The sequence below is a fragment of the Nocardiopsis potens DSM 45234 genome, from assembly GCF_000341105.1.
Lineage (GTDB): Bacteria > Actinomycetota > Actinomycetes > Streptosporangiales > Streptosporangiaceae > Nocardiopsis_A > Nocardiopsis_A potens.
Window position 1 is genome coordinate 84888 of the sequence record NZ_ANBB01000021.1, and the last position, 21430, is coordinate 106317.

Below are 21430 nucleotides of genomic sequence, written 5' to 3' on the forward strand. Positions count from 1 at the left end.
CCGCCCGCGCGGCACCGGCCCCGCGCCCGGCGGGCGGCCGGCCCGTCCGGCGCTGGCCAGGCTCGGGGGCGGCTGTTACGCTACCCAAGCGAGCGCTTGGTATGAGGCGGTGCAGAGACCCCATCGCGCGAGGAGCGGCCCGAGCAATGAAGTTCTCCACGTTCCACCTGTTCCACCGCTTCGACGGGCAGTCGTTCGGAGAGGTGTACGACTACCACGTCGAGCTCATCGAACTCGCCGAGGAGCTGGGCTTCGACGGGGTGCGCCTCGCCGAGCACCACTTCCGCGACTACGGTGCGGTGCCCTCGGTGCTGACCTTCCTCGGGCACCTGGCCGGCCGGACCGAGCGGCTGCGGCTGGGCACCGGGATCGTGGTGCTGCCGCTGTACGACCCGGTGCACGTCGCCGAGCAGGCCGCCCTGGTCGACGTGGTCTCCGGGGGGCGGCTGGACTTCGGGGTCGGGCGCGGCTACCAGAGCTTCGAGTTCGACGGGTTCGGCGTCGACCTGGCCCAGGCGCGCGCCCGGTTCGACGAGTCGCTCGGGGTGATCCGCGCGCTGTGGAGCGGAGAGCGGGTGCGCCACGAGGGCGAGTTCCACCGGGTGGCGCCCGGCCTCGACGAGGGCGTCGCCCTGGTGCCGCTCCCGCTCCAGGACCCGCACCCGCCGATCCACGTCGCCGCGGTCAGCCCGGAGACCGTCGAGCGCTACGCCGCCCGCGGCCTGCCCGTGCTCGCCGACCCGGCGGCCCCGTTCCGCAAGGTCGCCCGGGCCGCCGAGACCTGGCGGGCCACCGCGGCCGCGCACGGCCACGACCCGGACGCCGCCGAACTCGTGGTCAGCCGGTCGGTCTACGTGGCGCCCACCGCCGAGCAGGCGCGCGAGGACCTGGAGCGGTTCGAGTCCTCCTTCGACCGGTCCCGCATCTTCAACGAGCGCAGCGCACCGGTGGACCGGCGCACCGGCGAGGTCGCCGAGGGCTTCGAGTACTGGCAGAACCGCTACCTCAAGGGCGGCTCGGTCGGTCCCGACTTCCGCTGGGAGCAGCTGGAGGTGATCGGCGACCCCGAGCGCGTGGTCGGCCAGATCGCCATGCTCCGCGAGATGGGCTTCGACCACCTGCTCTGCGACTTCGGCAGCACCCGGCCGATGCCGGTCGAGGAGATGAAGAAGGTGCTGAAGTTCTTCGCGGCCGAGGTCATGCCGGCCTTCCGGTGACCGGCGCGCCGCGCTCCCCCGTCCCCTCCCCGCCCCCGGAGGCAGCATGACCGTCCATCGACTCACCCTCGGCGACGTCCTGCGCGAGCACCGGCGCTCCCGGCCGGACGACACGGCGGCCGTGGACGGCCCGGTGCGGCTCGGCTACGCCGAACTCGACGACCGGGTGAACCGGCTGGCGAACGCCCTGGCCGCGGCCGGCGTCGGCCGCGGCGACCGGGTCTGCTACATCGGGCGCAACTCCGTCCGGCTGCAGGAGGGCCTGCTCGCCGCGGGCCGGCTCGGCGCGGTGTTCGTCCCGGCGAACTGGCGGCAGAGCGCCGACGAGCTCGCCTTCGTCCTCTCCGACCTGGCCCCCGCCGCGGTGCTGTGGCAGTCCGAGGGCATCGGGGAGGCGGTCCGCGCCGCCCGCGAGGCCGCGCCGGAGGCCGCCGGGGCCCGCTGGGTGCACTGCGCGGCCGGGGCCCCGGGCACGGAGCCGGACGAGTACGAGGAGTTCCTGGCCGCCGCGCCGGCCGGGGACCCCGACGCCGACGGCGACGGCTCGCTGCCCGTGCTCGGCCTGTACACCGCGGCCTTCGACGGGCGGCCGAGCTGCGCGCTGCTCTCCTCCGACGCGCTGCTGGCGCACAGCGCGGTCCTGCTCTGGCTGCGCCGGATCGAGCCCGGGTTCACCTTCCTCAACAGCGGCCCTCTGTTCCACGTCGGCACGGTGATGTTCAATCTGGCCGCGCTGCACGCCGGGGGCACCAACGTCTACCTGCCCGCCTTCGACGCGGCCGAGGCGGCCCGGCTGATCGAGGCCGAGCGGGTCGACCACATCTTCGGCTTCGGGCCGATGCTGGACGCCATCGCCGAGGCGGCCGGCGGCCGCGACCTGTCCAGCCTGCGCTTCACCGCGCACTCCCCCGACTGGGACGCCCGGATCACCGTGGGGACCGACCCGTGGAACGCCTCCGGGATGGGCGGGTACGGGCAGACCGAGGCCGGCGGGATGCTCACCTTCCTGGCCCTGGGCATGGGCGGGGCGGGCGGCGCGGGCCGCCCCTCGCCGATGGTGCAGGTGCGCATCGCCGGCCCGGACGGCGAGGAGCTGCCGGCCGGCGAGACCGGGGAGATCACCGCCCGGGGCAGGACCCTGTTCAGCGGCTACCACGGCCGCCCCGAGCTGAACCGGAGCAAGGCGGCGGGCGGCTGGCACCGCACCGGGGACCTGGGGCGGCGCGAACCCGACGGGACGATCTCCTTCATCGGCCCGCGGCTGAAGATGATCAAGACCGGGAACGAGAACGTCTACCCGGCGGAGGTCGAGCGCGCGCTCAGGGCGCACCCGGAGATCGCCGACGCGGCGGTGATCGGGGTGCCGGACGAGCGGTGGGGGCAGAGCGTCACCGCGGTGGTGCGGCGGGCCCCCGGGTCGGCCCTGGACGCCGAGGCCGTGGTCGCGCACGCCCGCTCCCTGCTGGCCTCGTACAAGAAGCCGCGGCGGGTGGTGTTCACCGAGGAGGTGCCCCGGGCCGGGCAGCTGCCGGACTACGCGGCGCTGGACGCGGCGCACGGCGGCGGGGGCTACCCGGGGGAGTGAGCGGCGCCGCGGGTGCGGACCGGGCCCAGGGGCGGGGGACAGCCCCTGGGACCGACCGCGGGGCGGCCCGGGCCCCGGCCGGAGGCGGCCCCCGCGCCCGCCGGGGAGCGGGGCCCGCCGAGTTCAGAACGTAGCGACCCGGGGGTCACGCCCATGGACTGTTCGTGTAACTGAAATGTCTCGATTTGTCCGTTGAACGATCCGGGAACGCCCGCATGAGCAGCAAGGATAAGCAGCCGATAAACGGCCTTCCACCCCCGCAGGCGGCCGGATCCGGCCGCCGCCCCGGGGTTTCGGCACTTCGGGGACCTCTCCGAGCAGCGCATACGCCGCTCCCGCCCCTCGCCCCGCCCGCCCCCCGGCCGGCCTCTCGGGCGCTCCGCCCGCCCCTCGCCGAGCAGGCCGGACGCACCGGCGCCCGGAAGCCGCCCGCTCCTCCGGCGATCCACCGGCCGCCGACGGCCCTGCCAGCCGGCTTCGGGGCGATGCGCGCGGAGAGCAGGCCCCGTGCGGGCGAGGAGGCGCGCCGATCGCCCCGGCCGGCGGCCCCCGGGCGGCCCGTCGCGGCCGGGCCGCCGGGGGCCGTCCGGCAGGGGGCGTCACAGCACCGCGACCGGGTTGACCGGGCTCGCCGTGCCTCCGTGGAGCGGGAGCGGGAGGGCGATGAAGAGGAAGTCGGAGCGGTCCTCGGCGGCGAGCGCCGCGGCCAGGTCCTCCAGCCAGAGCATCTCCGCCAGGTGGATGCCGTGCCGCCAGAGCAGGGTGAGGTGCAGGTCGTCGCCGAGGTCCTCGTCGGAGCGGCCGTCGGCGTTGAGGCCCTGCACCGCGGTGTTGTCCGCGGCGACCAGCGCGACGTCGCGCGCGGCCAGCCAGCGCCCGGCGTCGGCGCCCAGGCCGGGCTGGGCGCCCTGGTAGTGCGCGGGGTCCTCGGCCCAGGCCAGCGGCCACCCGGTGCGCAGCAGCACCGCGTCGCCGGCCCGCGGCCCGCCCGCCCCGGCGGCGTCCGCCATCTCCGCCAGCTCCTCCGCGCCGACCCGGTCCCCGGCCTCCAGCCGCTCCACCCCGCGGTGCCGGGCCGCGTCGAACAGCACGCCGCGGGCGACCACACCGCGCCCGGCGGCGTGCTCGATGCCCAGCCGGCCCGCGCCGTAGCTGCGCACCCTGCCGGCCGGGTGGCCGTTGTAGAGCGCGTCCCCGGTCCACATGTGGCAGAGCGCGTCCATGTGCGTGGTGGTGCCGTGCGGGGAGAGCACCAGCGCGTCGTCGGCGGTCTTCAGCCCGGCGCCGATCGGGCGCACGCCGGCCGCGTAGTCGCCGCCGTCGACCGACATGAAGTGCTGCGGCAGCGGCCGGCCCGCCATGTGCGGGACCCCCGACGGAGCCGTCCCCGAGGTCGCCCCCTTGATCGGCAGGGCCAGGCTGAACACCCGGCCGGTGCGCGCCGCCGACAGCGCGGCGAGCACCCGCTCCGGGGTGAGCAGGTTCAACGTGCCGAGCTGGTCGCCGTCCCCCCAGCGCCCCCAGTTGTGCGGCGGTTCGGGCATGGCCGTCCTCCTGTCCGTTCGTGCGCGGTGCGCGCCGCCGCCCGCGGATGCGGGCCGCCGGGGCGTGCGGCGCCTCTCATCGGGCCCCGGGTCCCGGGCGGGCGCGTCCGGGGGCGGGTGGTCTACAGTCGCGGAGGCGGCCGCCGCGCGGCCGGAGAAGGGAGTGTCGCAGGTGAGATCGGCAGCTCAGAGCGGAGAGGCGGTTCCGGAGGGGGCCGCCGGGGTGCAGGGGACGTGCGCGCCGGAGTTCGCGCGGGTGCGCAAGGTGTTCGAGAACAACTTCGCCCGCGGCCTGGAGACCGGGGCCGCGATCACCGTGCACGTCGGCGACGAGAAGGTCGTGGAGCTGTGGGGCGGCCTCGCCGACCACAAGAGCGGGCGCCGCTGGGAGCGCGACACCCCCTGCTTCGCGTTCTCCTGCACCAAGGCGCTGACCGCGGCCGCCGCGCTGCGCACCGCCGAGCGCGGCGGGCACGACCTCGGCGCGCCGGCGGCCTCCTGGTGGCCCGGGTTCGACGCGGCGGGCAAGGCCGGGGTGACCGGCGAGCACCTCCTCTCCCACCAGGCGGGGCTGCCCGCGTTCGCCCGGCCGGTGACGGCGGAGGAGGCCGCCGACCCGGCGGCGATGGCCGCGCTGCTCGCCGGGCAGGCGCCCGAGTGGGAGCCGGGGACCGCGCACGGTTACCACACCTTCACCTACGGCTGGCTGGCCGGGGAGATCGTGCGCCGGCTGGACGGGCGCACCGTGGGCCGCTACGTGGCCGACGAGATCGCCGGGCCGCTCGGCCTGGACCTGTGGGTCGGCGCGCCCGACGCGGTGCTGGACCGCGCCGCGCGGCTCACCTCCTCCGCCGCCGACGCGGAGCGCGGCGGGGCTGCGGCCGGTGCCGCGCCGACCGGGGACGACCCGCTCAGCCGGATGAAGCGCGCCGCGCAGGACCCGGAGAGCGCGTTCTCCCGGAGCTTCGCCCAGCCCGACGTCTCGGCGGTGCCCGGCCGGTTCAACAACCGGGGCGTGCTCGCCGCGGGGTGGCCGGCCGCCGGCGTGGTCGCCTCCGCCACCGGCCTGGCCGGGTTCTACCGCGACCTGCTGGCCGGGCGGATCGTCGCCCCGGAGACGCTGCGCGGCGCCGTCCGCCCCCGGGTGGCCGGCCCGGACCGGGTGCTGGTGCTGGAGAGCTCGTTCGGGCTGGGCTTCATGCGGCCCTCGCTCACCTTCGCGGTGCCCCGGGCCGCCCGGCAGGGCGCGTTCGGGCACACCGGCTCGGGCGGCTCGATCGGCCTGGCCGACATCGATCACGGCATCTCCCTGGGCTACGTGGTGAACGGCCTGGGCGCGCAGCTGTCCGGCGGGATGCGCTCCATGCGCCTGGTCAAGGCGGTCTACGACAGCCTCCGCTGAGCGGCGGGGCCGGCCGGGCGCCCGCGGGTCAGTGCATGGTCATGCCGCCGCTCAGCGAGAGCGTCTGGCCGGTGATGTAGGAGGCCCCGGGGCCGGCCAGGAAGGCGGCGGCCTCGGCCACGTCCCGCGGGTCCCCCAGCCGGCCGACCGGGATCCGCCGGGCCAGCCGGTCCACCAGGCCGGGGTGCTCCCGGGCCACCCCGCGCAGCATCGGCGTGTCGGTGGGGCCGGGGCAGAGCACGTTGCTGGTCACCCCGTGCCGGGCGGTCTCCCTGGCCAGCGTCTTGGCCAGCCCGAACAGCGCGGCCTTGGTCGCCGCGTAGGCGCCCTCCCCGCCGGAGCCGGCCCGGGCGCCGTCGGAGGAGACGAAGATCAGCCGGCCGAACCCGCGCTCGGTCATCCCGGGCAGGAACGCCTGGGTGAGCTGCATCGGGGCGCGGGCGTTGACCCGCCACATCAGGTCCCAGTCGGCGGGGTCGCTGTCGCAGAACGGGCCGATCACGCTCACCCCGGCGTTGTGCACCAGGACGTCCACGCCGCCGGGGGCGGCGGCGCGCACCCGGTCGACGCCGGCGGCGACGTCCTCCGGGTCGGCCAGGTCGATCCGGACCGCGGCGGCGCCGGGCAGCGCCGCGGCGGTCCGCTCCGCCCCCGCCCCGTCGACGTCGGCCGCCACCGTGCGCGCGCCGGCCGCGGCCAGCGCCGCGCAGACCGCCCGGCCGATGCCGCCCGCTCCTCCGGTGACCAGCGCGGTCCGCCCGTGGAGGGGGCGCCCGTAGAGGGGCCGCCCGCGGTGTCCGTCGGCCATCCGCTCCGTCCTTCCCGTCGGCCGCCGCCCGGCGGCTCCGGCCCCGCTCAGCCGGCCCAGGCGGCGGCGATGTCCGCCGCCGGCGCCCGCGCCGCGAGCAGGGCGATGGTGTTCTCCATGACCGCCCGCGCGTACTCCTCCGGGACCCCCGCCACCGCGTCCTCGGCGACGACGACCCGGTAGCCGAGGTTGACCGCCTCCAGGGCGAGCCCCAGGACGCCCAGGTTGACCGAGAGGCCGAGGGCGACCACGGTTCCGGTGCCCATCGCGCGCAGCGCGGTGTCCAGCCCGGTCCCGGTGAACGGGGAGAAGCCGTGGTGGCGGCGGGACTCCAGGTCGCCGGGGGCGCGCAGGCCGCCGAGGACCTCGACGGCCGGGGTGCCCTCCAGCATGTGCCCGGGGTCGCGCAGCAGGCGGCGGATGAACGGGGAGTTGCCGGTGTGGCTGCCCCGGCGGTCGGCCCGGAAGGCCGCGGTGCAGTGCACCACCGGGACGCCCGCGGCGCGCGCGGCGCCCAGCACCCGGGCGGCGTTGGCCCGCAGGCCCGCCCGGTCCGCGGCCGCGGCGAGCTCGGGGAAGCGCGCCCCCTCGCCGATGACGCCCTCCTGCAGCTCCATCGCGAGCACCGCGGTGCGCTCCGGTGCGAGCGCGGCGCGCAGGTCGAACGGCATCGGCTCCCGCCTTTCTCCGGGTCCGGACCGGCGCGCGGGCGCCGGTCCGCCGCGCCTCCCCGCTCCGGGCCCGGGGAGGCGCGGCCGCGGCCGGCCGGGGCGGTGCCCGCCCTTGCCGACCAACCAAGCGTACGCTAGCTTGACTGCATCCGGTTGTCACGGGCCCCGCGGCGGGCCGGGCGCCGGACCGCACCGCAGGGCCGGCAGTGAGGAGGTCGCCGCGATGAGCGTCCCCGGCGAGCGCCCGCACCCGGTGCCGACCCCGCTCACCGAGCCGTACTGGGCCTCCTGCCGGGCCGGCGTGCTCTCCATCCAGCGGTGCGCCTCCTGCCGCCGCTACGTGCACTTCCCCGAGGAGCGCTGCCCGTTCTGCGGCGGCGGCTCCCTGGCCTACGAGGCGGTCTCCGGGCGGGGGCGCGTGGTCACCCACACCACGGTGCACCGCCCCTTCGTCCCCGGCTTCGCCGGCCTGGCCCCCTACACCGTGGCCTGGGTGGAACTGGAGGAGCAGCCCGGGCTGCGCGCCTTCGGCGGCCTGCTCGGCCACCCGCCCGGCACCGAGGCGATCGGCCTGCCGGTCGAGGTGGCCTTCACCGACCTGCCCGGCTTCGGCCCGATCCCCGACTTCCGCCCCCGACGCGAAGGAGAGCGATGAGCGACGGCGCCGCCGCGGCCCGCATCGGCAACGTCCTGTACCCCAGCACCGACGTGGCGGCCTCCACCGCCTTCTACCGCGACGGCCTCGGCCTGCCGGTCCGGTTCACCGACGGGGACCGGTTCGCCGCGCTGGACGGCGGCGGGGTCACCCTGGCCCTGTCCGCCGGGAGCGAGGAGGTGACCGGCGGCGTCCCCGCCGTCTCGGTGCGGGTGCCCGACGTCGAGGCGGCCGTCGCCGAGCTGACCCGCCGGGGGGCACCGCTGCTCCGCCCGGCCGAGGCCGGCCCGCACGAGGTCCGCGCCGTCGTCGCCGACCCCGCGGGCAACCCCGTCGTCCTCTACTCCGTTGAGTGAATCCCAGCGTTCCTCTCGCTGGTCTTCATTCCTGCTTCACCGACCGCCGCCGACTCCGAAGAGCGAGGTCTCACACGGTCTCCACGAGGCGTTTCTCCTCTCCGGGCAACTTCCCGGCGAGGGTTCCCATATCAGGCGGTGCTCTCTTCGAGACGCGCCCGCTTCCAGGCGCTCTGACGGTGAACGCCCTGCATACGCGCCGGATCACTGAACCGCCTGAGGCGATGGTAACGGAAATCATTGAGAAGTACCGATGAAATCACCAACAGTTGTCAGCCCCCCTCCCCGGCGGTGACCCCGGTGCCGCGCGCCCGGCCGGGCGCGCGGCACCGGGGACCGCAGGCAGCGAAGGAGCCCGGAACCGTGACGCCCTCCCCTTCCGACGCCCCCGTCCCCGCCCCCGCGGCCGACCCCTTCGGCAACTACGGCTACGCCGTCCTCACCGCCGGCGCGCTCGCCTGCCCGGACCGGACCGCGCTGACCTACTGCGGCGAGCGCCGGTTCGGCTACGCCGAGCTGGACCGGGCGGTCAACCGGCGCGCCCACGCCCTGCTCCGGGCCGGCGTCGCCCCCGGCCGGCGGGTCGCCGCGCTGCTCGGCGAGACGCTCGGCGTGGCCGAGACCTACCTCGCCCAGTTCAAGATCGGCGCGGTCACCGCGGCGCTCAACCCGTTCTGGAGCGCCGAGGTGCTGGCCGCCGTGGTCGACCGCTCCGGCGCCACCGCGTTCGTCTACGACGCCGGGATGGACGCGCTGGTCGCCGAGGTCCGCCCCAAACTGCCCGGGATCGGCCTGTGGCTGCGGCTCGGCGGCCCCTCCGAGGACGCGGTGGACCTGGACACCCTCGCCGCCCGGTGCCCCGAGGACCAGCCGGAGATCCGCGGCTCCGGGGACGACCCGCTGGCCCTCTTCTACACCTCCGGCTCCACCGACCTGCCCAAGGCGGTGCTGCACACCCACGCCAGCGCGCTGGCCACCGCCCGGCTCTGGCAGGACATCCCGCGCGAGGACGACTCGGTCTTCGGCACCGGCGCGATCATCTGGGGCATCGGCTTCCCCGCCATCGCCGGCCCGGCGCTGTACGGGCGGATGCACCTGGTGCTGGAGCAGGACTGGGGCCCGGAGAACTTCCTCCGGGTGGTGCCCCGGGAGAAGGTCACCCACGTCAGCCTGATCCCGAGCTTCTTCAGCGCGCTGCTCGCCGGCGACGCGCACCGCGGCGCCGACCTGTCCTCGGTCACCACCATCGTGCTCGGCGGCGAGCCGCTGGCCCCGGCGCTGCTCGACCGGATCAAGGAGCGGATGCCGCAGGCCCGGGTGTACGGCTACTACGGCCAGACCGAGGCCCCCTACTCGGTGTGCGGCCGGCTCGACGACGGCAGCCAGGACCTGCGCTCCTCCGGGCGGGCCCGGACCGGGTTCGCGGTCCGGGTCACCGGCCCCGGCGGCGAGCCGCTGGTGGACGAGGTCGGCGAGATCAACCTGGCCGGCCCGCACCGGATGGCCCGCTACGACGGCCGCCCGGACAAGACCGCCGAGGTGCTGCGGGGCGTCTGGTACGTCGGCGGGGACCTCGGCCGCATCGACGGCGAGGGCAGGCTGTACGTGCTGGGGCGCCGCTCCGACGCGATCCTCAAAGGCGGGCGCTGGACGCCGCCCGCCGAGGTCGAGGAGGCCGCCGCCGAACTGGAGCAGGTGGCCGAGGCCGGGGCCGTCGGGGTGCCGGAGAACATCGACGGCGAGGACCCCGTCGAGCAGCGGCTGCTGCTGGCCGTGGTGGCCCGCCCCGGATCGGGGGCGACGGCGGAGGGCATCGCCGCGGCCCTGGCCGAGCGCCTCCCCGAGCACCGGCGCCCCGACGCGGTGGTACTGGCCGACGAACTGCCGCACACCGCGGACGCCTCGGGCGGCCCCGGCAAACTACTCCGCCGAGAGATCCGCGCCCGCTACGCCGACCGCCTGTGACCACCGCCCCGGACAGCGCCCTCCCCCGGCCGGAAAGGGCCTGCGAGCGGCGCCGCCGGTCAGCGGTCGGCCGCCTTGGACGCCGCTCTCTTCGAGCGGGAAGGGTCCGGCGCGGTCGGTGCCGGGGCCTCCGCCGGAGCGGGCGGCGGTCTGCAGGTCAGCAGCACGCCTCTTCGGCGGCCGTTCCGGCATGGCCGGGCCTCCGGCTCCCCCTGCGGCGGGCGCGGGGACCGGGGCCGGATCAGAAGGCGTGTCCGCCCGGCAGGGGCCGGGCTGCGCCCCTGCGCCGGCCTCCCGTCTCCGAGGCGGCGCAGGGGCTCGTGGGGATGGTGCCGGTACTTCTCCCCGCCCCGGATCTCCGGGACGGGGACGCGGGGCCGGCACGGTCGTCCGATCCGCTGGGGATGGCGAAAGGTGCGCCGCGGATCCCCGTGCCGGCCCCGTCCTCCTGCGCCCGTGTCCAGCGCACGCCCGCGGAGCGGACGCGGGCGTACCCGGGACGCCTCTCCACCGGGCCCGTTCGGCGACGTCCGGGCCCGTACCGCTCTTCCGGCATCCTCACCCCGTCACCGTCCGCCCCGACAGGCCCACCAAGGGCCCGGTTTCCTTTTTGGGCCCTGGGGCCCCGCAGCGGCCCGTTCCGGTCCCGCCCGCGGGCCCGGGCCAGGGCCCACCGGCCCTCCCCGCCCCGGACCGGGGCCGCCGACCCGAGGAGTTCCGCATGACCAGTGCACCCACCGGAACCGGCCGCGGGCCGGTCCCGCAGGCCGTTCCCGAGCACCGGGCCAAGGCGCTCGCCGCCCGGGCCGGGGTCCCCGTGCCGCGCGGCGCGGTGGCCGGTTCGGCGGCCGGCGCGGCGCGCGCGGCCGCGGGGCTGCGGCCCCCGCTGGTACTGAAGGCCCACGGCCCCGGGCTGCTGCACAAGAGCGACGCCGGGGCGGTCCGGCTCGGGCTGGCCGGACCGGACGAGGTCGCCGCCGCCGCGGAGGAGATGGGCCGGTCCCTGGCCGGGGCCGGGTACGCCGCCGCGGGGTTCCTCGTCGAGGAGCAGGCCGAGGCCGGGGTGGAGCTGATCGTGGGCGTGCTGGCCGACCCGGCGTTCGGCCCGGTGCTGATGGTCGGCCTGGGCGGGGTCTGGACCGAGGTACTGGACGACGCCGCGGTGCTGCCCTGCCCGGTGCGCCGGGGCGAGGTCGAGTCGATGCTGGCCGGGCTGCGCGGCGCCGCCCTGCTCGACGGCGCCCGGGGCGCCGCCCCCGTGCACCGCCCGGCCCTGCTCGACCTGGTCATGGCGGTCGGCGGCCCCGGCGGCCTGGCCGAGCGGCTGGGACCCCGACTGGCCGAGTTCGAACTCAACCCGGTCATCGCCGGCCCGCACGGTGCGGTCGCGGTCGACGCCCGGCTGCTGCTCCGGGACGGCGACGGCGATCCCGATGCGCTCCCGGCACCGCGAGAGGACGGAACGGCGGAGGCCGGAAACGGCGCACCCCCGGCGCCGCAGAGGCACGGGGACGGCGAACCCGGCGCACCCCGCACACCGCGAGAGGGCGGGACCACAGGGAACGGAGACGGCGCACCCCCGGCGCCGCAAGGGCACGGGGACGGTCCCGGCGCGCCCCCCGCGTCGCGGCGGGACGGGGGCGCGAGGGGCGGGGCTGGCGGGCCCTCCGGGGCCGCCGATACCGGCGCCGATACCGGAACCGACTTCACACGGCTGTTCGCTCCGCGCGGGATCGCCGTGGTCGGGGCCTCGGCGAGCCGACCGTCGTTCGGCAACATGCTCCTCGGGCAGTACCGCGCCGCCGGCTTCTCCGGGACGCTGGTCGCCGTGCATCCCGAGGCGGCCGAGGTCGACGGGGTGCCCGCGGTCCCCTCGCTGCGCGACGTCCCCCCGGAGGTGGACTACGCGCTGGTCGCCGTCCCGGCGCGCGGCTGCGCGCAGGCGGTGCGCGACGCCGCCGGCACCGGCATCGGCTTCGTCCAGGTGGTGAGCGGCGGGTTCGCCGAATCCGGGCCGGAGGGGGCGGCGCTGGAGGACGAGCTGCGCACCGCCGCCCGCCGGAGCGGCGTCCGGCTGCTCGGCCCCAACTGCATGGGCGTCTACTCCCCCGCCGGGGGCCAGACGTTCCTCGGCGGCGCCCCGGGGCGGCCCGGCCGGATCAGCCTGGTCTCGCAGAGCGGCGGGCTGGCCGGCGAGGTGGTCCGGGTGGGCGAGCGGCGCGGGCTGCGGTTCGCGAAGGCGGCGACCCTGGGCAACAGCGCCGACGTCACCCCGGCGGAGCTGGTCCGGTTCCTCGCCGCCGATCCCGGCACCGGCGTCCTCGGCCTCTACCTGGAGGACCCGCGGGACGGGCGGGCGCTGGCCGAGGCGCTGCAGGCGTGCGCGGGGCGGCTCCCCGCGGTCGCGCTGATCGGCGGCCGGACCGCGCAGGGCGGGCGGGCCGCCGCCTCGCACACCGGCGGGATGGTCCGCGACGCCCGGATCTGGACCGGGCTCGCCGAGCGGTGCGGGCTGGCCCTGGTGGACGGCCAGGACGCCCTGATCGGCGCGCTGGACTTCCTGGAGCTGCACGCGCACCGGCGGGCCGGCGGCGGCCCGGGCGTCCTGGTGGTCGGGCCGAGCGGCGGGGCGAGCGTGCTGGCCGCCGACGTGTTCGACGCGGCCGGGGCCCGCCTGGAACCGCTCCCCGGCGCCGCCCGCGCCGCCCTGCGCTCGCTGGGCCTGGGCGCCGGCGCGCCGCTCGGCAACCCGCTGGAGATACCGCTGGGCCCGCGGGGCCGCAAGGACCTGGCCCGGCCGGCCGCCGCCGCGGTCGCCGCGGAGAGCCCCGACGGGTCGCTCCCGGACATCGTCGCGCACGCCAACGTGCAGAGCTTCGCGACCTTCGCCGCCCCGGGCGCGGACGGCGGGGCGGTCCGCGACGGCCTGCTGGAGTACGTGTCGCACCTGGCCGCGCTCCAGGAGGAGCTGCCCGCCTCCCGGGTCACCCTGGTGCTGCGCAACCCCGAGTGCGGCCCGCCGGACCTCCTGGACGCCCTCCGCCCGGCCGCCCGGCGCGCCGGGATCCCCTGCTACACCTCGATGGAGGGCGCCTCCGCCGCGATCGCCGCGGGCAAGGCCTTCGCCCGCGCCCGCGCGGCCGCAGAGCGCTGAGGGACCGCCCTCCCCGATGCTCTTGACGTCGCGGCCCCATCAAGGCGCTCTGATGGGGCCGCGACGTCAAGAGCATCGCCCTGCCGGGTGCCGGGGGCGGATTTCCGGACGGAAATCCGGTGGTCCGTTATTTCAGCTGATCCGGACGCAGAGAAGATAGGCGTCCGATGTCTCCGCCTCGCGGATGTCGGTGATTTTCCACGTCTGCCCGCCGACGCTGAACGTGTCCCCGACGCGGACGTCCAGCATTCCGGTGGGGTGCCATTCCTGCGGGCCCCCGATCCTCGCCGTGGGGCGGCCCTCCTCGTCCACCCAGAACCGGCCGCCTCCGACCGGACCGCCATCGAAGCGGTCGTTGCGCCCGTAGGTGACCTTCTCCTCCGCTCCGACCTCGTGAGCCACGCCGACCCCGTCTCCGTCCTCCGGCCAGATCCGCCCCTCGGCAGAGAAGGCGCGGCCGCCATTTCGACCGCTCCCGAGGGGATTCTCCGAACTTTACCGCCCCGAAATGCAATTGCATATGACCTCGCACGGCGTTTTCCCGCCCGATATGTCGCATCTCGCGCGAGAGTTCCGGCTGGGGACTTTCGTCCTGAAGCACCGGCTTCCCGGATGCTCCCCGCCTATCCCCTCCGGCCCCTCCGGAACCGCGGAGCGGCCGCGCTCGACTCGGCCGCGCTCACCGCCGGTCCGCGCCCGACCTCAGGTAGGCCAGGACCGCCATCACCCGCCGGTGCACGTCGTCGGAGGGCGGCAGGTCCAGCTTGGCCAGGATGTTGCCGATGTGCTTGCCCACCGCCGCCTCGCTCACGTGCAGCCGGCCCGCGATGGCCGCGTTGGAGTGGCCCTCGGCGATCTCGCCCAGCACCTCCCGCTCCCGCTCGGAGAGGCGGGACAGCGGATCCCGGTTGCGGCGGAGCAGCTGGCGGACCACCTCGGGGTCGACCACGGTGCCGCCGTCCAGCACCCTGCGCAGCTGGCCGACGAACTCCTGCACGTCGGCGACGCGCTCCTTGAGCAGGTAGCCGACGCCCCGGCCGCCCTCGGAGTCGAGCAGGTCGGCGGCGTAGCTCTGCTCCACGTACTGGCTCAGCGCGACGACCGCCAGGCCCGGGTGCTCGCGGCGCAGCGCCACGGCGGCCCGCAGCCCCTCGTCGGTGAAGCCGGGCGGCATCCGGATGTCGGTGACCACCAGCCGGGGGCGGTGCTCGGCGACCGCGGCGGCCAGCGCGCCGGCGTCGCCGACGGCCGCCGCCACCTCGAAGCCGAACCGCTCCAGCAGCCCGGCCAGGCCCTCCCGGAGCAGGACCCCGTCCTCGGCCAGGACGGTGCGGACGGCGGGGGCCTCTACTGACACGGCAACTCCACTCTCACGACGGTCGGCCCGCCGGGCGGGCTGGACAGCAGCATTCTCCCGTCCATCACGGCCACCCGGTCGGCCAGGCCGGTCAGGCCGGTCCCGTTCGCCGGGTCGGCGCCGCCGCGGCCGTCGTCGGTCACGTCGACCACCAGGGCGCCGCCCTCGCGCCGCACGGACAGTTCGGCCCGGGCCGCGCCGCTGTGCTTGGCGACGTTGGCCAGGGCCTCGGAGACCACGAAATAGGCGGTGCCCTCGATGTGGTCCGGGAACCGCTCCTCGGGGACGGCGGCGACCTCGACCGGGACCGGGCTGCGGTCGGCCAGCTCCGGCAGGGCGGCGGCCAGCCCGCGGTCGGTGAGGACCTGCGGGTGGATGCCCCGGATCAGCTCGCGCAGCTCGGCGATGGCCCGCTTGGCCTGCTCCTGGGCCTCGGCGACGCTGCGCGCCGCCGGCGAGTCCGCGGGCAGGTCCAGCCGGGCCAGGCCGAGCTGCATGGAGAGCGCGACCAGCCGCTGCTGGGCGCCGTCGTGCAGGTCCCGCTCGATCCGCCGGCGCTCCGACTCGAAGGCGTCCACCAGCCGGGCCCGCGACCGGGTCACCTCGGTGAGGTCCGCGCGCAGCTCGGCGGTGCCCCGGTCGCGCAGCAGCGCCCTGGCCAGCACCCCGTGCGCCCCGGTCAGGACGCCGGCCGCGTACACCGCGGCGACCAGCATGAGCACGCCGACCGGTAGCAGCGGCACGGCCTCCGCGGCGCCCTCGACCCGCACCGGGCCGACGCTCATCGGCACCTCTTCCGAGGCGAGCAGCGGGGCGGCCAGCAGCATCACGGAGAGCATTCCGAGCGCGGCCAGCCCCAGGGAGAGCGGGGTGAACAGCGCCGCGGTGAGCACCAGCAGCGCCAGCTCCGCCCAGGTCGCCGACTCGGTGTAGCGGAGCCGGGCCCAGGCCCACAGACCGGGCTCGGCCGGGGACCGGTGCCCCGTCCCCGGGTCGCGCTCGTCCACCAGCCACAGCCGGAACCGCTCCAGCCGCCCGGCGGGCAGCGCCATCAGCGGGCCGAAGACCGCCGTCAGCACGACCCCGGAGGCCAGCAGCGCCAGCACGGTCCCCGCGGACGGCGCGGCCGCCAGTCCGTCCGCGGCCTCCGCCACCAGGAAGGCCGGCAGGTAGAGCGGCAGGGTCAGGACGAACAGCGGCACACCGAAGAAGAGGGCGGACAGCGGCGTGGTGGCCAGGTGCACCAGCGCCCGCCAGGGCCACGCGCCGATCAGGAACCGGCGGGCGCCCAGGGCCTGCAGCATGGTCCGCGGCCGCGCGCCCGGGGGCCCGCCCGCCGCGCCGCGCCGGTCCGCGCCCGCGGCGGCCGTCCGCACTCCGTGTTCTTCCACGGCACAACGCTATTGCCGGGCGGGCCCGGCGCGGAATCGCCCTGGCCCCGCTCCCGGGGTAGGGCGGGCCCCACCCCGGCGGGTCAGGCGCCGCCGCCCTTGCCCTTGAGCCGGCCGACGACGGTCTCCAGGTCGGAGGAGAAGGGGTGGTCGTGGACCATGTAGGTCCAGGTCATCGAGGGGCGCTTCACCCCGGCGGTGGAGACGTCGATCCCGCCGTCGGCGGCCTCGGTGTCGGCGAAGGTCTCGGCGGCCCTGGCCCGGGCGCCGTCCAGGAAGCCCTTGAAGGCGGGGACGGCGTCCCGGTTGAACTCGTCCAGCGGGTCCCGCCGGCCGAGGAAGCGCAGGTGGATGCCTTCCCGGAGCTCGGCGAGGAAGGCGTTGTGGTCGGTCCAGCCGCGGTCCAGGTGGTACAGGGTGATGAGCCGGGCCGCCCGGGCGACCTCCGCCTCTCCGTCGCCGCCGCCGGCCTCCACGTCGTCGATGAGGTCGGCGTGGTGCCGGGCGCAGTCCAGGGCCAGCTGCCGGTCGCCGAGGCCCTGGGTGAGCACGGCCTCGCGGTGCTCCAGGACCACGCCGCGCTGGACGTCGATGAGCTGGTTGTAGCGCCAGGTGTTGCGGTGCACCTCCAGCAGCTGGCCCTCGGAGACCCGCTGGGCGTGGTCGACCGTACCCAGCCAGGTGGGGTCGGCGACCCGCCCCTCGGCGTCGGCGGTGTAGCCGGAGGTGTCCGCGACGTTCGCGGTGACCAGGTCGTCGTCGAGGCTGACGAAGAACACCGACTTGCCCGGGTCGCCCTGGCGCCCGGCGCGGCCGCGGAGCTGGTCGTCCAGCCGGCTGCTCGGGTAGCGGCCGTAGCCCAGCACGTACAGGCCGCCGGCCTCCACCACCCGGTCCCGGTCGGCCATGTCGCTGCCGCCGAGCCGGATGTCGGTGCCCCGGCCGGCCATCTGGGTGGAGACGGTGATCGCGCCGTACTCGCCGGCCTCGGCGATGATCGCCGCCTCATCGGCGTCGTTCTTGGCGTTCAGCACCGAGCAGGTCAGCCCCTCGCCCTCCAGGCGCTTGGCCAGCCGCTCGGACTCGGCGACGTCCTGGGTGCCGATGAGCAGCGGGCGGCCGGTGGCGTGCACCTCGGCCACCTCGGCGACGACCGCGTCCTCCTTCTCCTCCAGGGTGGCGTAGAGGCGGTCCGCCTCGTCCTCGCGGACGCACGGCTTGTTGGAGGGGATCTGCGCGACCTCCAGCCCGTAGAACTCGCGCAGCTGCTCGGCGACGGCCATCGCGGTGCCGGTCATGCCGCCCAGCGTCGGGTAGCGCACCACCAGGGCCTGCACCGTGATGGAGTCCAGCACCTCGCCGGTCTCGGAGACGTCGACCTTCTCCTTGGCCTCGACCGCGGCCTGCAGGCCGTCCGGCCAGCGCTGCAGCAGCGCGATGCGGCCGCGGGACTCGTTGATCAGCCGCACCTCGCCGTCCCGGACGACGTAGTGCACGTCCCGCTTGAGGAGCACGTGGGCGTGGAGCGCGAGGTTCACCCGCGGCAGCACCGAGACGTCGTCCTCGTCGTAGAGGTCGATGCCGCCGAGGCGCTTCTCCACCTCGTCGATGCCGTCCTCGGTGAGCTGGACGTTGCGGCCCTCCTCGTCGATCTCGTAGTGCAGCCGGGGCTTGAGGGTCCTGACCACCTCGGCCATCTCCAGGTCGGCCGCCGCGGCCTCGGCCGCGCCGGCCAGCACCAGCGGCACCCGCGCCTCGTCGACCAGCACCGAGTCGGCCTCGTCCACGATGGCCACCTCGGGCTCGGGCAGCACCCGGTCGGCGGCGTCGGTGACCATCCGGTCGCGCAGCACGTCGAAGCCGACCTCGCTGACCGAGGCGTAGGTGACGTCGGCGGTGTAGGCGATGCGCCGCTCCTCCGGCGCGGACTCCTCGGTGACCCAGGAGGGCGCCACGCCCAGCAGGTCGTAGAGGGGCCGCATCCACTCGGCGTCGCGCCGGGCCAGGTAGTCGTTGACGCTGAGCACGTGCACCCGCTTGCCGCGCAGCGCGAACCCGGCGGCGGCCAGCGCACCGGTCAGGGTCTTGCCCTCGCCGGTGGCCATCTCCGCGACGTGGCCGTCCAGCAGCGCCATGACGCCGAGCAGCTGGACGTCGAAGGGCCGCTCGCCGAGCGCGCGGCGGGCGGCCTCGCGCCCGACGGCGCACAGCTCGATCAGGTCGGCGCGCTCGTAGGGGAGTTCCGCGTCGCCGAGTTCGGCGGCCTTCGCGGTGAGCTCCGCGTCGTCCAGAGCCCGCAGGTCCTCTTCCCGGGCCTCGATGGGTTCCAGCAGCTTGGTATAGGGCCTGATGTCCACGGCACCGGGCTTGCCCAGCAGCCTGCGGACGCTCTCCGCCATTCGTCCGAACACCACGCAAGACTAACGCGCCGGACCCGGTGTGTGTTCCGGCACATCCGGCGCACCTCCACTCTGCAACGCGTGGGGGACGCGCCGGGGTAGGGCCCGCCCCACCCGGATCCTCGCCCTGGACGCAGTGACCGGGCCGCCCCGCCCGCGGTGTGATCGGTGCATGCTGATCGAGTACGCCGTGCGGCTGGACGCCGTCACCCGGGCCTACGGGGCGGGCGAGGGGCGGGTGATCGCGCTGGACGCGGTCTCCGCCGGGTTCCCCGCCGGCTCCTTCACCGCCGTCATGGGCCCTTCCGGGTCCGGGAAGTCGACCCTGCTGCACTGCGCGGCGGGGCTGGAGCGGCCCTCCTCGGGCCGGGTCGAGGTGGCCGGGAGCGACCTGGCCGCGCTGCCGGAGCGGCGGCTGACCCTGCTCCGCCGGGACCGGATCGGGTTCGTCTTCCAGGCCTTCAACCTGGTCTCCTCGCTGACCGCCGAGCAGAACGCCGGGCTGCCGCTGCGGCTGGCCGGCCGCCGGCCGGGGCGCGCCGCGATCCGCGCCGCCCTGGCCGAGGTGGGCCTGGAGGGCAGGGAGCGGCACCGGCCCGCCCAGCTCTCCGGCGGCCAGCAGCAGCGGGTGGCGATCGCGCGGGCGCTGATCACCTCCCCCGAGGTGCTCTTCGCCGACGAGCCCACCGGCGCGCTGGACAGCACATCCTCGCGCACCGTGCTGCGGCTGCTGCGCGGCTTCGCCGGGGCGGGCGGTGCGCGGCCGCGCACCGTCGTCATGGTCACCCATGACCCGGTGGCCGCCTCCTACGCCGACCGGGTGCTGTTCCTGGCCGACGGCCGGCTCGTGGACGCGGTGGACGCGCCCTCCCCCGAGGAGGTCGCCGCCCGGCTGGCGGGCCTGGAGCGGGGCGCCGGCGCGGCCGCCGCACCGGCCGGGGGCTCCCGGTGATCTGGATCGCGGTGCGGACCCTGCGCGACCGGTGGCCGTCGTTCGCCGGCTCGCTGCTGATCATCGCCCTGGGCGCCGCGCAGATCTCCGCGGTGGGGCTGACCATGCAGGCCGCCGGGCGGGACGGCCGCGACTTCTCCGGCGCGCTCAACCTGCTCGGCATGACGATGCTGATCACCACGTTCGTCTCGGTGTTCGTGATCGCCTCCACGTTCGCCTACTCGGTGGCCCAGCGGCGCCGGGAGTTCGCGCTGCTGCGCTCGCTCGGCGCCGGGCCGGTCCGGGTGCGGGCGGTGCTGTACGGCGAGGCGCTGCTGGTCGCGGCGGTGGGCGGGGCGGCCGGGTGCGCGCTGAGCCTCCCGCTCGCCGAGGGGTTGCTGCGCCTGATGCACGCCGCCGGCATCGCGCCCGGCGTGCCGGAGGTGCGCTACGAGGCGGTGCCGATGGCCCTCGCCGCGTGCACCGGCACCGCCGTGGCGCTGGCCGGGGTGTGGGGCCCGGCCCGCAGGATCCGGCGGATCCGGCCGATCGAGGCGCTCCGCGAGGCCTCGGTGGACACCGGCGCGATGACCCTCGGCCGCTGGGTGCTCGGCCTGGGCGCCACCGGGCTGGCGGTGCTCGCCGGGTACGGGCTGGTGAACGCGACCGGCGACGGCGCCGTCCCGCTCACCATGGCCCTGGGCATGGTCTCCATCGTGGCCGCGGCGTTCCTCGCCCCGGTGGTGGTGCCGCCGGTGGCCGCCGCGCTCGCCCTGCCCGCCGCGCTGCTGCCGGGCGCCGGGGCCCTGGTGGTGCGGGAGAACATGCGGACCGCGGTGCGGCGCACCGCGTCGCTGTGCGCCCCGGTGCTGCTCACCGTGGGCCTGTCCGGGGTGCTCGCCGGGGCGGTCTCGCTCACCTCGGCGTCCATGGCCCGCGCCACCGCGGAGTGGACCTCGGCCGACCTGGTGGTGACGGCGACCGGCCCCGGCGGGCTCTCCGGCGGGACGGTGGACCGGCTGCGCGCGGTGCCCGGGGCCGAGCTCGCGGTGCTGGACGTGGCCGAGGCCGGGCTCGGCCCGGTCTCCGCCCCGGTGGCCTTCGCCGAGCCGGGCGCCCTCGCCCGGGCGATCGACCCGCCCGCGGTCCGGGGCTCGCTGTCCGACCTGGACGAGGGCGGCCTGGTGCTGGACCCCCTGGCCGCCGCGGAGACCGGCCTGGACGTAGGGGACCGGGTCGAGGTGCGGCTGCCGGGCGGGGCCCGCGCGGAGCTGCGGGTGCGGGGCGTGCTGGCCGAGGGGAACTGGAACGCGACGAGCTACGCGGCGGTGCCGCCCGGTTCCGCGGTCGCCGAGGCCGCCGCGGCGGCCGGGCCGGAGGGGCCGGGGGCGACCTTCCTCTACGCCTCGGCCGGCCCCGGCACCGGCCCCGAGGAGCTGCGCGGGGCGCTGGAGGAGGCGCTCGGCGGCGCCGCCGCCCGGGTGGACGCGGTCGGCGAGGTGGAGCCCGGCCGGCAGGAGAACGACCGGATGGTGGCGGTGCTGGGCGGGCTGGTGCTGGGCATGGGCCTGTTCTGCTCCTGCCTGGCCATCGCCAACACGCTGGTCATGTCGGCCTCGGACCGGGCCCGGGACCTGGGCGCGCTGCGCCTGGCCGGGGCCACCGGCGGGCAGGTGCTGCGGATGGTGGCCGCGGAGGCGGCGGCCGTGGTCGCGCTGGGGGCGCTGCTCGCCTGGGGGGTGGTGATCGGGGTGCTCGCGGTGCTGCACCGGGCGCTCTCCGCCGGGGTGGACGGGCTCCCGCTGGCCGTCCCCTGGGGGCCGCTGCTCGCGCTGACCGGGGTGTGCGCGGCGATCGCGCTGCCCTCGGCGGTGCTGCCGGCCCGCGCGGTGCTGCGCCGCTCGGCCTCGCTCACCGGGGTGCGCGAGTAGCGGCGCGGCCGGAGGCGCGGCGGCGCCCGGTCCGCGCCGCCCCGGCGCGGACCGGGCGCCGCCC

At 76.8% G+C, this 21430-nt stretch carries 16 protein-coding genes; 9 read left to right on the plus strand and 7 right to left on the minus strand.

Annotation, left to right across the window (positions count from 1 at the left end):
- Positions 1-146 precede the first annotated feature (146 nt).
- Positions 147-1217, plus strand: a complete 1071-nt coding sequence (locus D459_RS0107990; RefSeq protein WP_017592472.1) for an LLM class flavin-dependent oxidoreductase — start codon at positions 147-149, stop codon at positions 1215-1217.
- 46 nt (positions 1218-1263) lie between these two features.
- The gene (locus D459_RS0107995) at positions 1264-2802 is read left to right on the plus strand and encodes an AMP-binding protein (protein ID WP_017592473.1); all 1539 of its coding nucleotides are present in this window, start codon (positions 1264-1266) and stop codon (positions 2800-2802) included.
- 599 nt (positions 2803-3401) lie between these two features.
- Here the strand turns inward: D459_RS0107995 and D459_RS0108000 are convergent.
- On the minus strand, positions 3402-4346 hold the full coding sequence (locus D459_RS0108000; RefSeq protein WP_017592474.1) for a cyclase family protein: 945 nt from the start codon (positions 4344-4346) through the stop codon (positions 3402-3404).
- Between the two features lie 172 nt (positions 4347-4518).
- On the opposite strand from D459_RS0108000, the gene D459_RS0108005 reads away from it, so the two are divergent.
- The gene (locus tag D459_RS0108005; protein WP_051065352.1) at positions 4519-5748 is read left to right on the plus strand and encodes a serine hydrolase domain-containing protein; all 1230 of its coding nucleotides are present in this window, start codon (positions 4519-4521) and stop codon (positions 5746-5748) included.
- Positions 5749-5776: 28 nt separating this feature from the next.
- Here the strand turns inward: D459_RS0108005 and D459_RS0108010 are convergent, their stop codons facing one another.
- Together D459_RS0108010 and D459_RS0108015 are read right to left on the minus strand one after the other, a co-directional pair.
- The gene (locus tag D459_RS0108010) at positions 5777-6556 is read right to left on the minus strand and encodes an SDR family NAD(P)-dependent oxidoreductase (RefSeq protein WP_017592476.1); all 780 of its coding nucleotides are present in this window, start codon (positions 6554-6556) and stop codon (positions 5777-5779) included.
- Between the two features lie 47 nt (positions 6557-6603).
- Entirely contained in the window at positions 6604-7227 is a 624-nt protein-coding gene (locus D459_RS0108015) for a cysteine hydrolase (protein ID WP_017592477.1), read from the minus strand.
- A gap of 223 nt (positions 7228-7450) precedes the next feature.
- Here D459_RS0108015 and D459_RS0108020 point away from each other — a divergent pair, with 223 nt between their 5' ends.
- The 4 genes from D459_RS0108020 (at position 7451) to D459_RS36805 (ending at position 13357) form a co-directional block, all read left to right on the plus strand.
- Positions 7451-7882 (plus strand): Zn-ribbon domain-containing OB-fold protein, encoded by a 432-nt coding sequence (locus D459_RS0108020; RefSeq protein ID WP_017592478.1) that lies wholly within the window; start codon positions 7451-7453, stop codon positions 7880-7882.
- The gene (locus tag D459_RS0108025) at positions 7879-8238 is read left to right on the plus strand and encodes a VOC family protein (RefSeq protein WP_017592479.1); all 360 of its coding nucleotides are present in this window, start codon (positions 7879-7881) and stop codon (positions 8236-8238) included. The genes D459_RS0108020 and D459_RS0108025 overlap by 4 nt, the downstream gene beginning before the upstream one ends.
- Before the next feature lie 363 nt (positions 8239-8601).
- A complete protein-coding gene (locus tag D459_RS0108030; RefSeq protein ID WP_017592480.1) occupies positions 8602-10203 on the plus strand; it encodes a class I adenylate-forming enzyme family protein in 1602 nt (533 codons plus the stop codon).
- A gap of 721 nt (positions 10204-10924) precedes the next feature.
- Entirely contained in the window at positions 10925-13357 is a 2433-nt protein-coding gene (locus tag D459_RS36805; protein WP_017592481.1) for an acetate--CoA ligase family protein, read from the plus strand.
- A gap of 132 nt (positions 13358-13489) precedes the next feature.
- Here the strand turns inward: D459_RS36805 and D459_RS0108040 are convergent, their stop codons facing one another.
- The 4 genes from D459_RS0108040 to secA2 all read right to left on the minus strand — a co-directional run bounded on the left by D459_RS0108040 (position 13490) and on the right by secA2 (position 18504).
- Positions 13490-13759, minus strand: coding sequence for a DUF6406 domain-containing protein (locus D459_RS0108040; protein WP_017592482.1), 270 nt, complete (start codon positions 13757-13759; stop codon positions 13490-13492).
- A gap of 277 nt (positions 13760-14036) precedes the next feature.
- Complete coding sequence (locus D459_RS0108045; protein ID WP_017592483.1) at positions 14037-14714, minus strand: response regulator transcription factor; 678 nt, start codon at positions 14712-14714, stop codon at positions 14037-14039.
- Positions 14705-16090, minus strand: a complete 1386-nt coding sequence (locus D459_RS0108050; RefSeq protein WP_017592484.1) for a sensor histidine kinase — start codon at positions 16088-16090, stop codon at positions 14705-14707. Before D459_RS0108050 ends, D459_RS0108045 begins: the two co-directional genes overlap by 10 nt.
- A gap of 98 nt (positions 16091-16188) precedes the next feature.
- The gene (secA2, locus tag D459_RS0108055) at positions 16189-18504 is read right to left on the minus strand and encodes an accessory Sec system translocase SecA2 (protein WP_017592485.1); all 2316 of its coding nucleotides are present in this window, start codon (positions 18502-18504) and stop codon (positions 16189-16191) included.
- A gap of 172 nt (positions 18505-18676) precedes the next feature.
- Between secA2 and D459_RS0108060 the strand changes: the two genes are divergently transcribed.
- Both D459_RS0108060 and D459_RS31070 read left to right on the plus strand, forming a co-directional pair.
- On the plus strand, positions 18677-19456 hold the full coding sequence (locus D459_RS0108060) for an ABC transporter ATP-binding protein (protein ID WP_017592486.1): 780 nt from the start codon (positions 18677-18679) through the stop codon (positions 19454-19456).
- A complete protein-coding gene (locus D459_RS31070) occupies positions 19453-21366 on the plus strand; it encodes an FtsX-like permease family protein (protein WP_017592487.1) in 1914 nt (637 codons plus the stop codon). Before D459_RS0108060 ends, D459_RS31070 begins: the two co-directional genes overlap by 4 nt.
- Positions 21367-21430 lie beyond the last annotated feature (64 nt).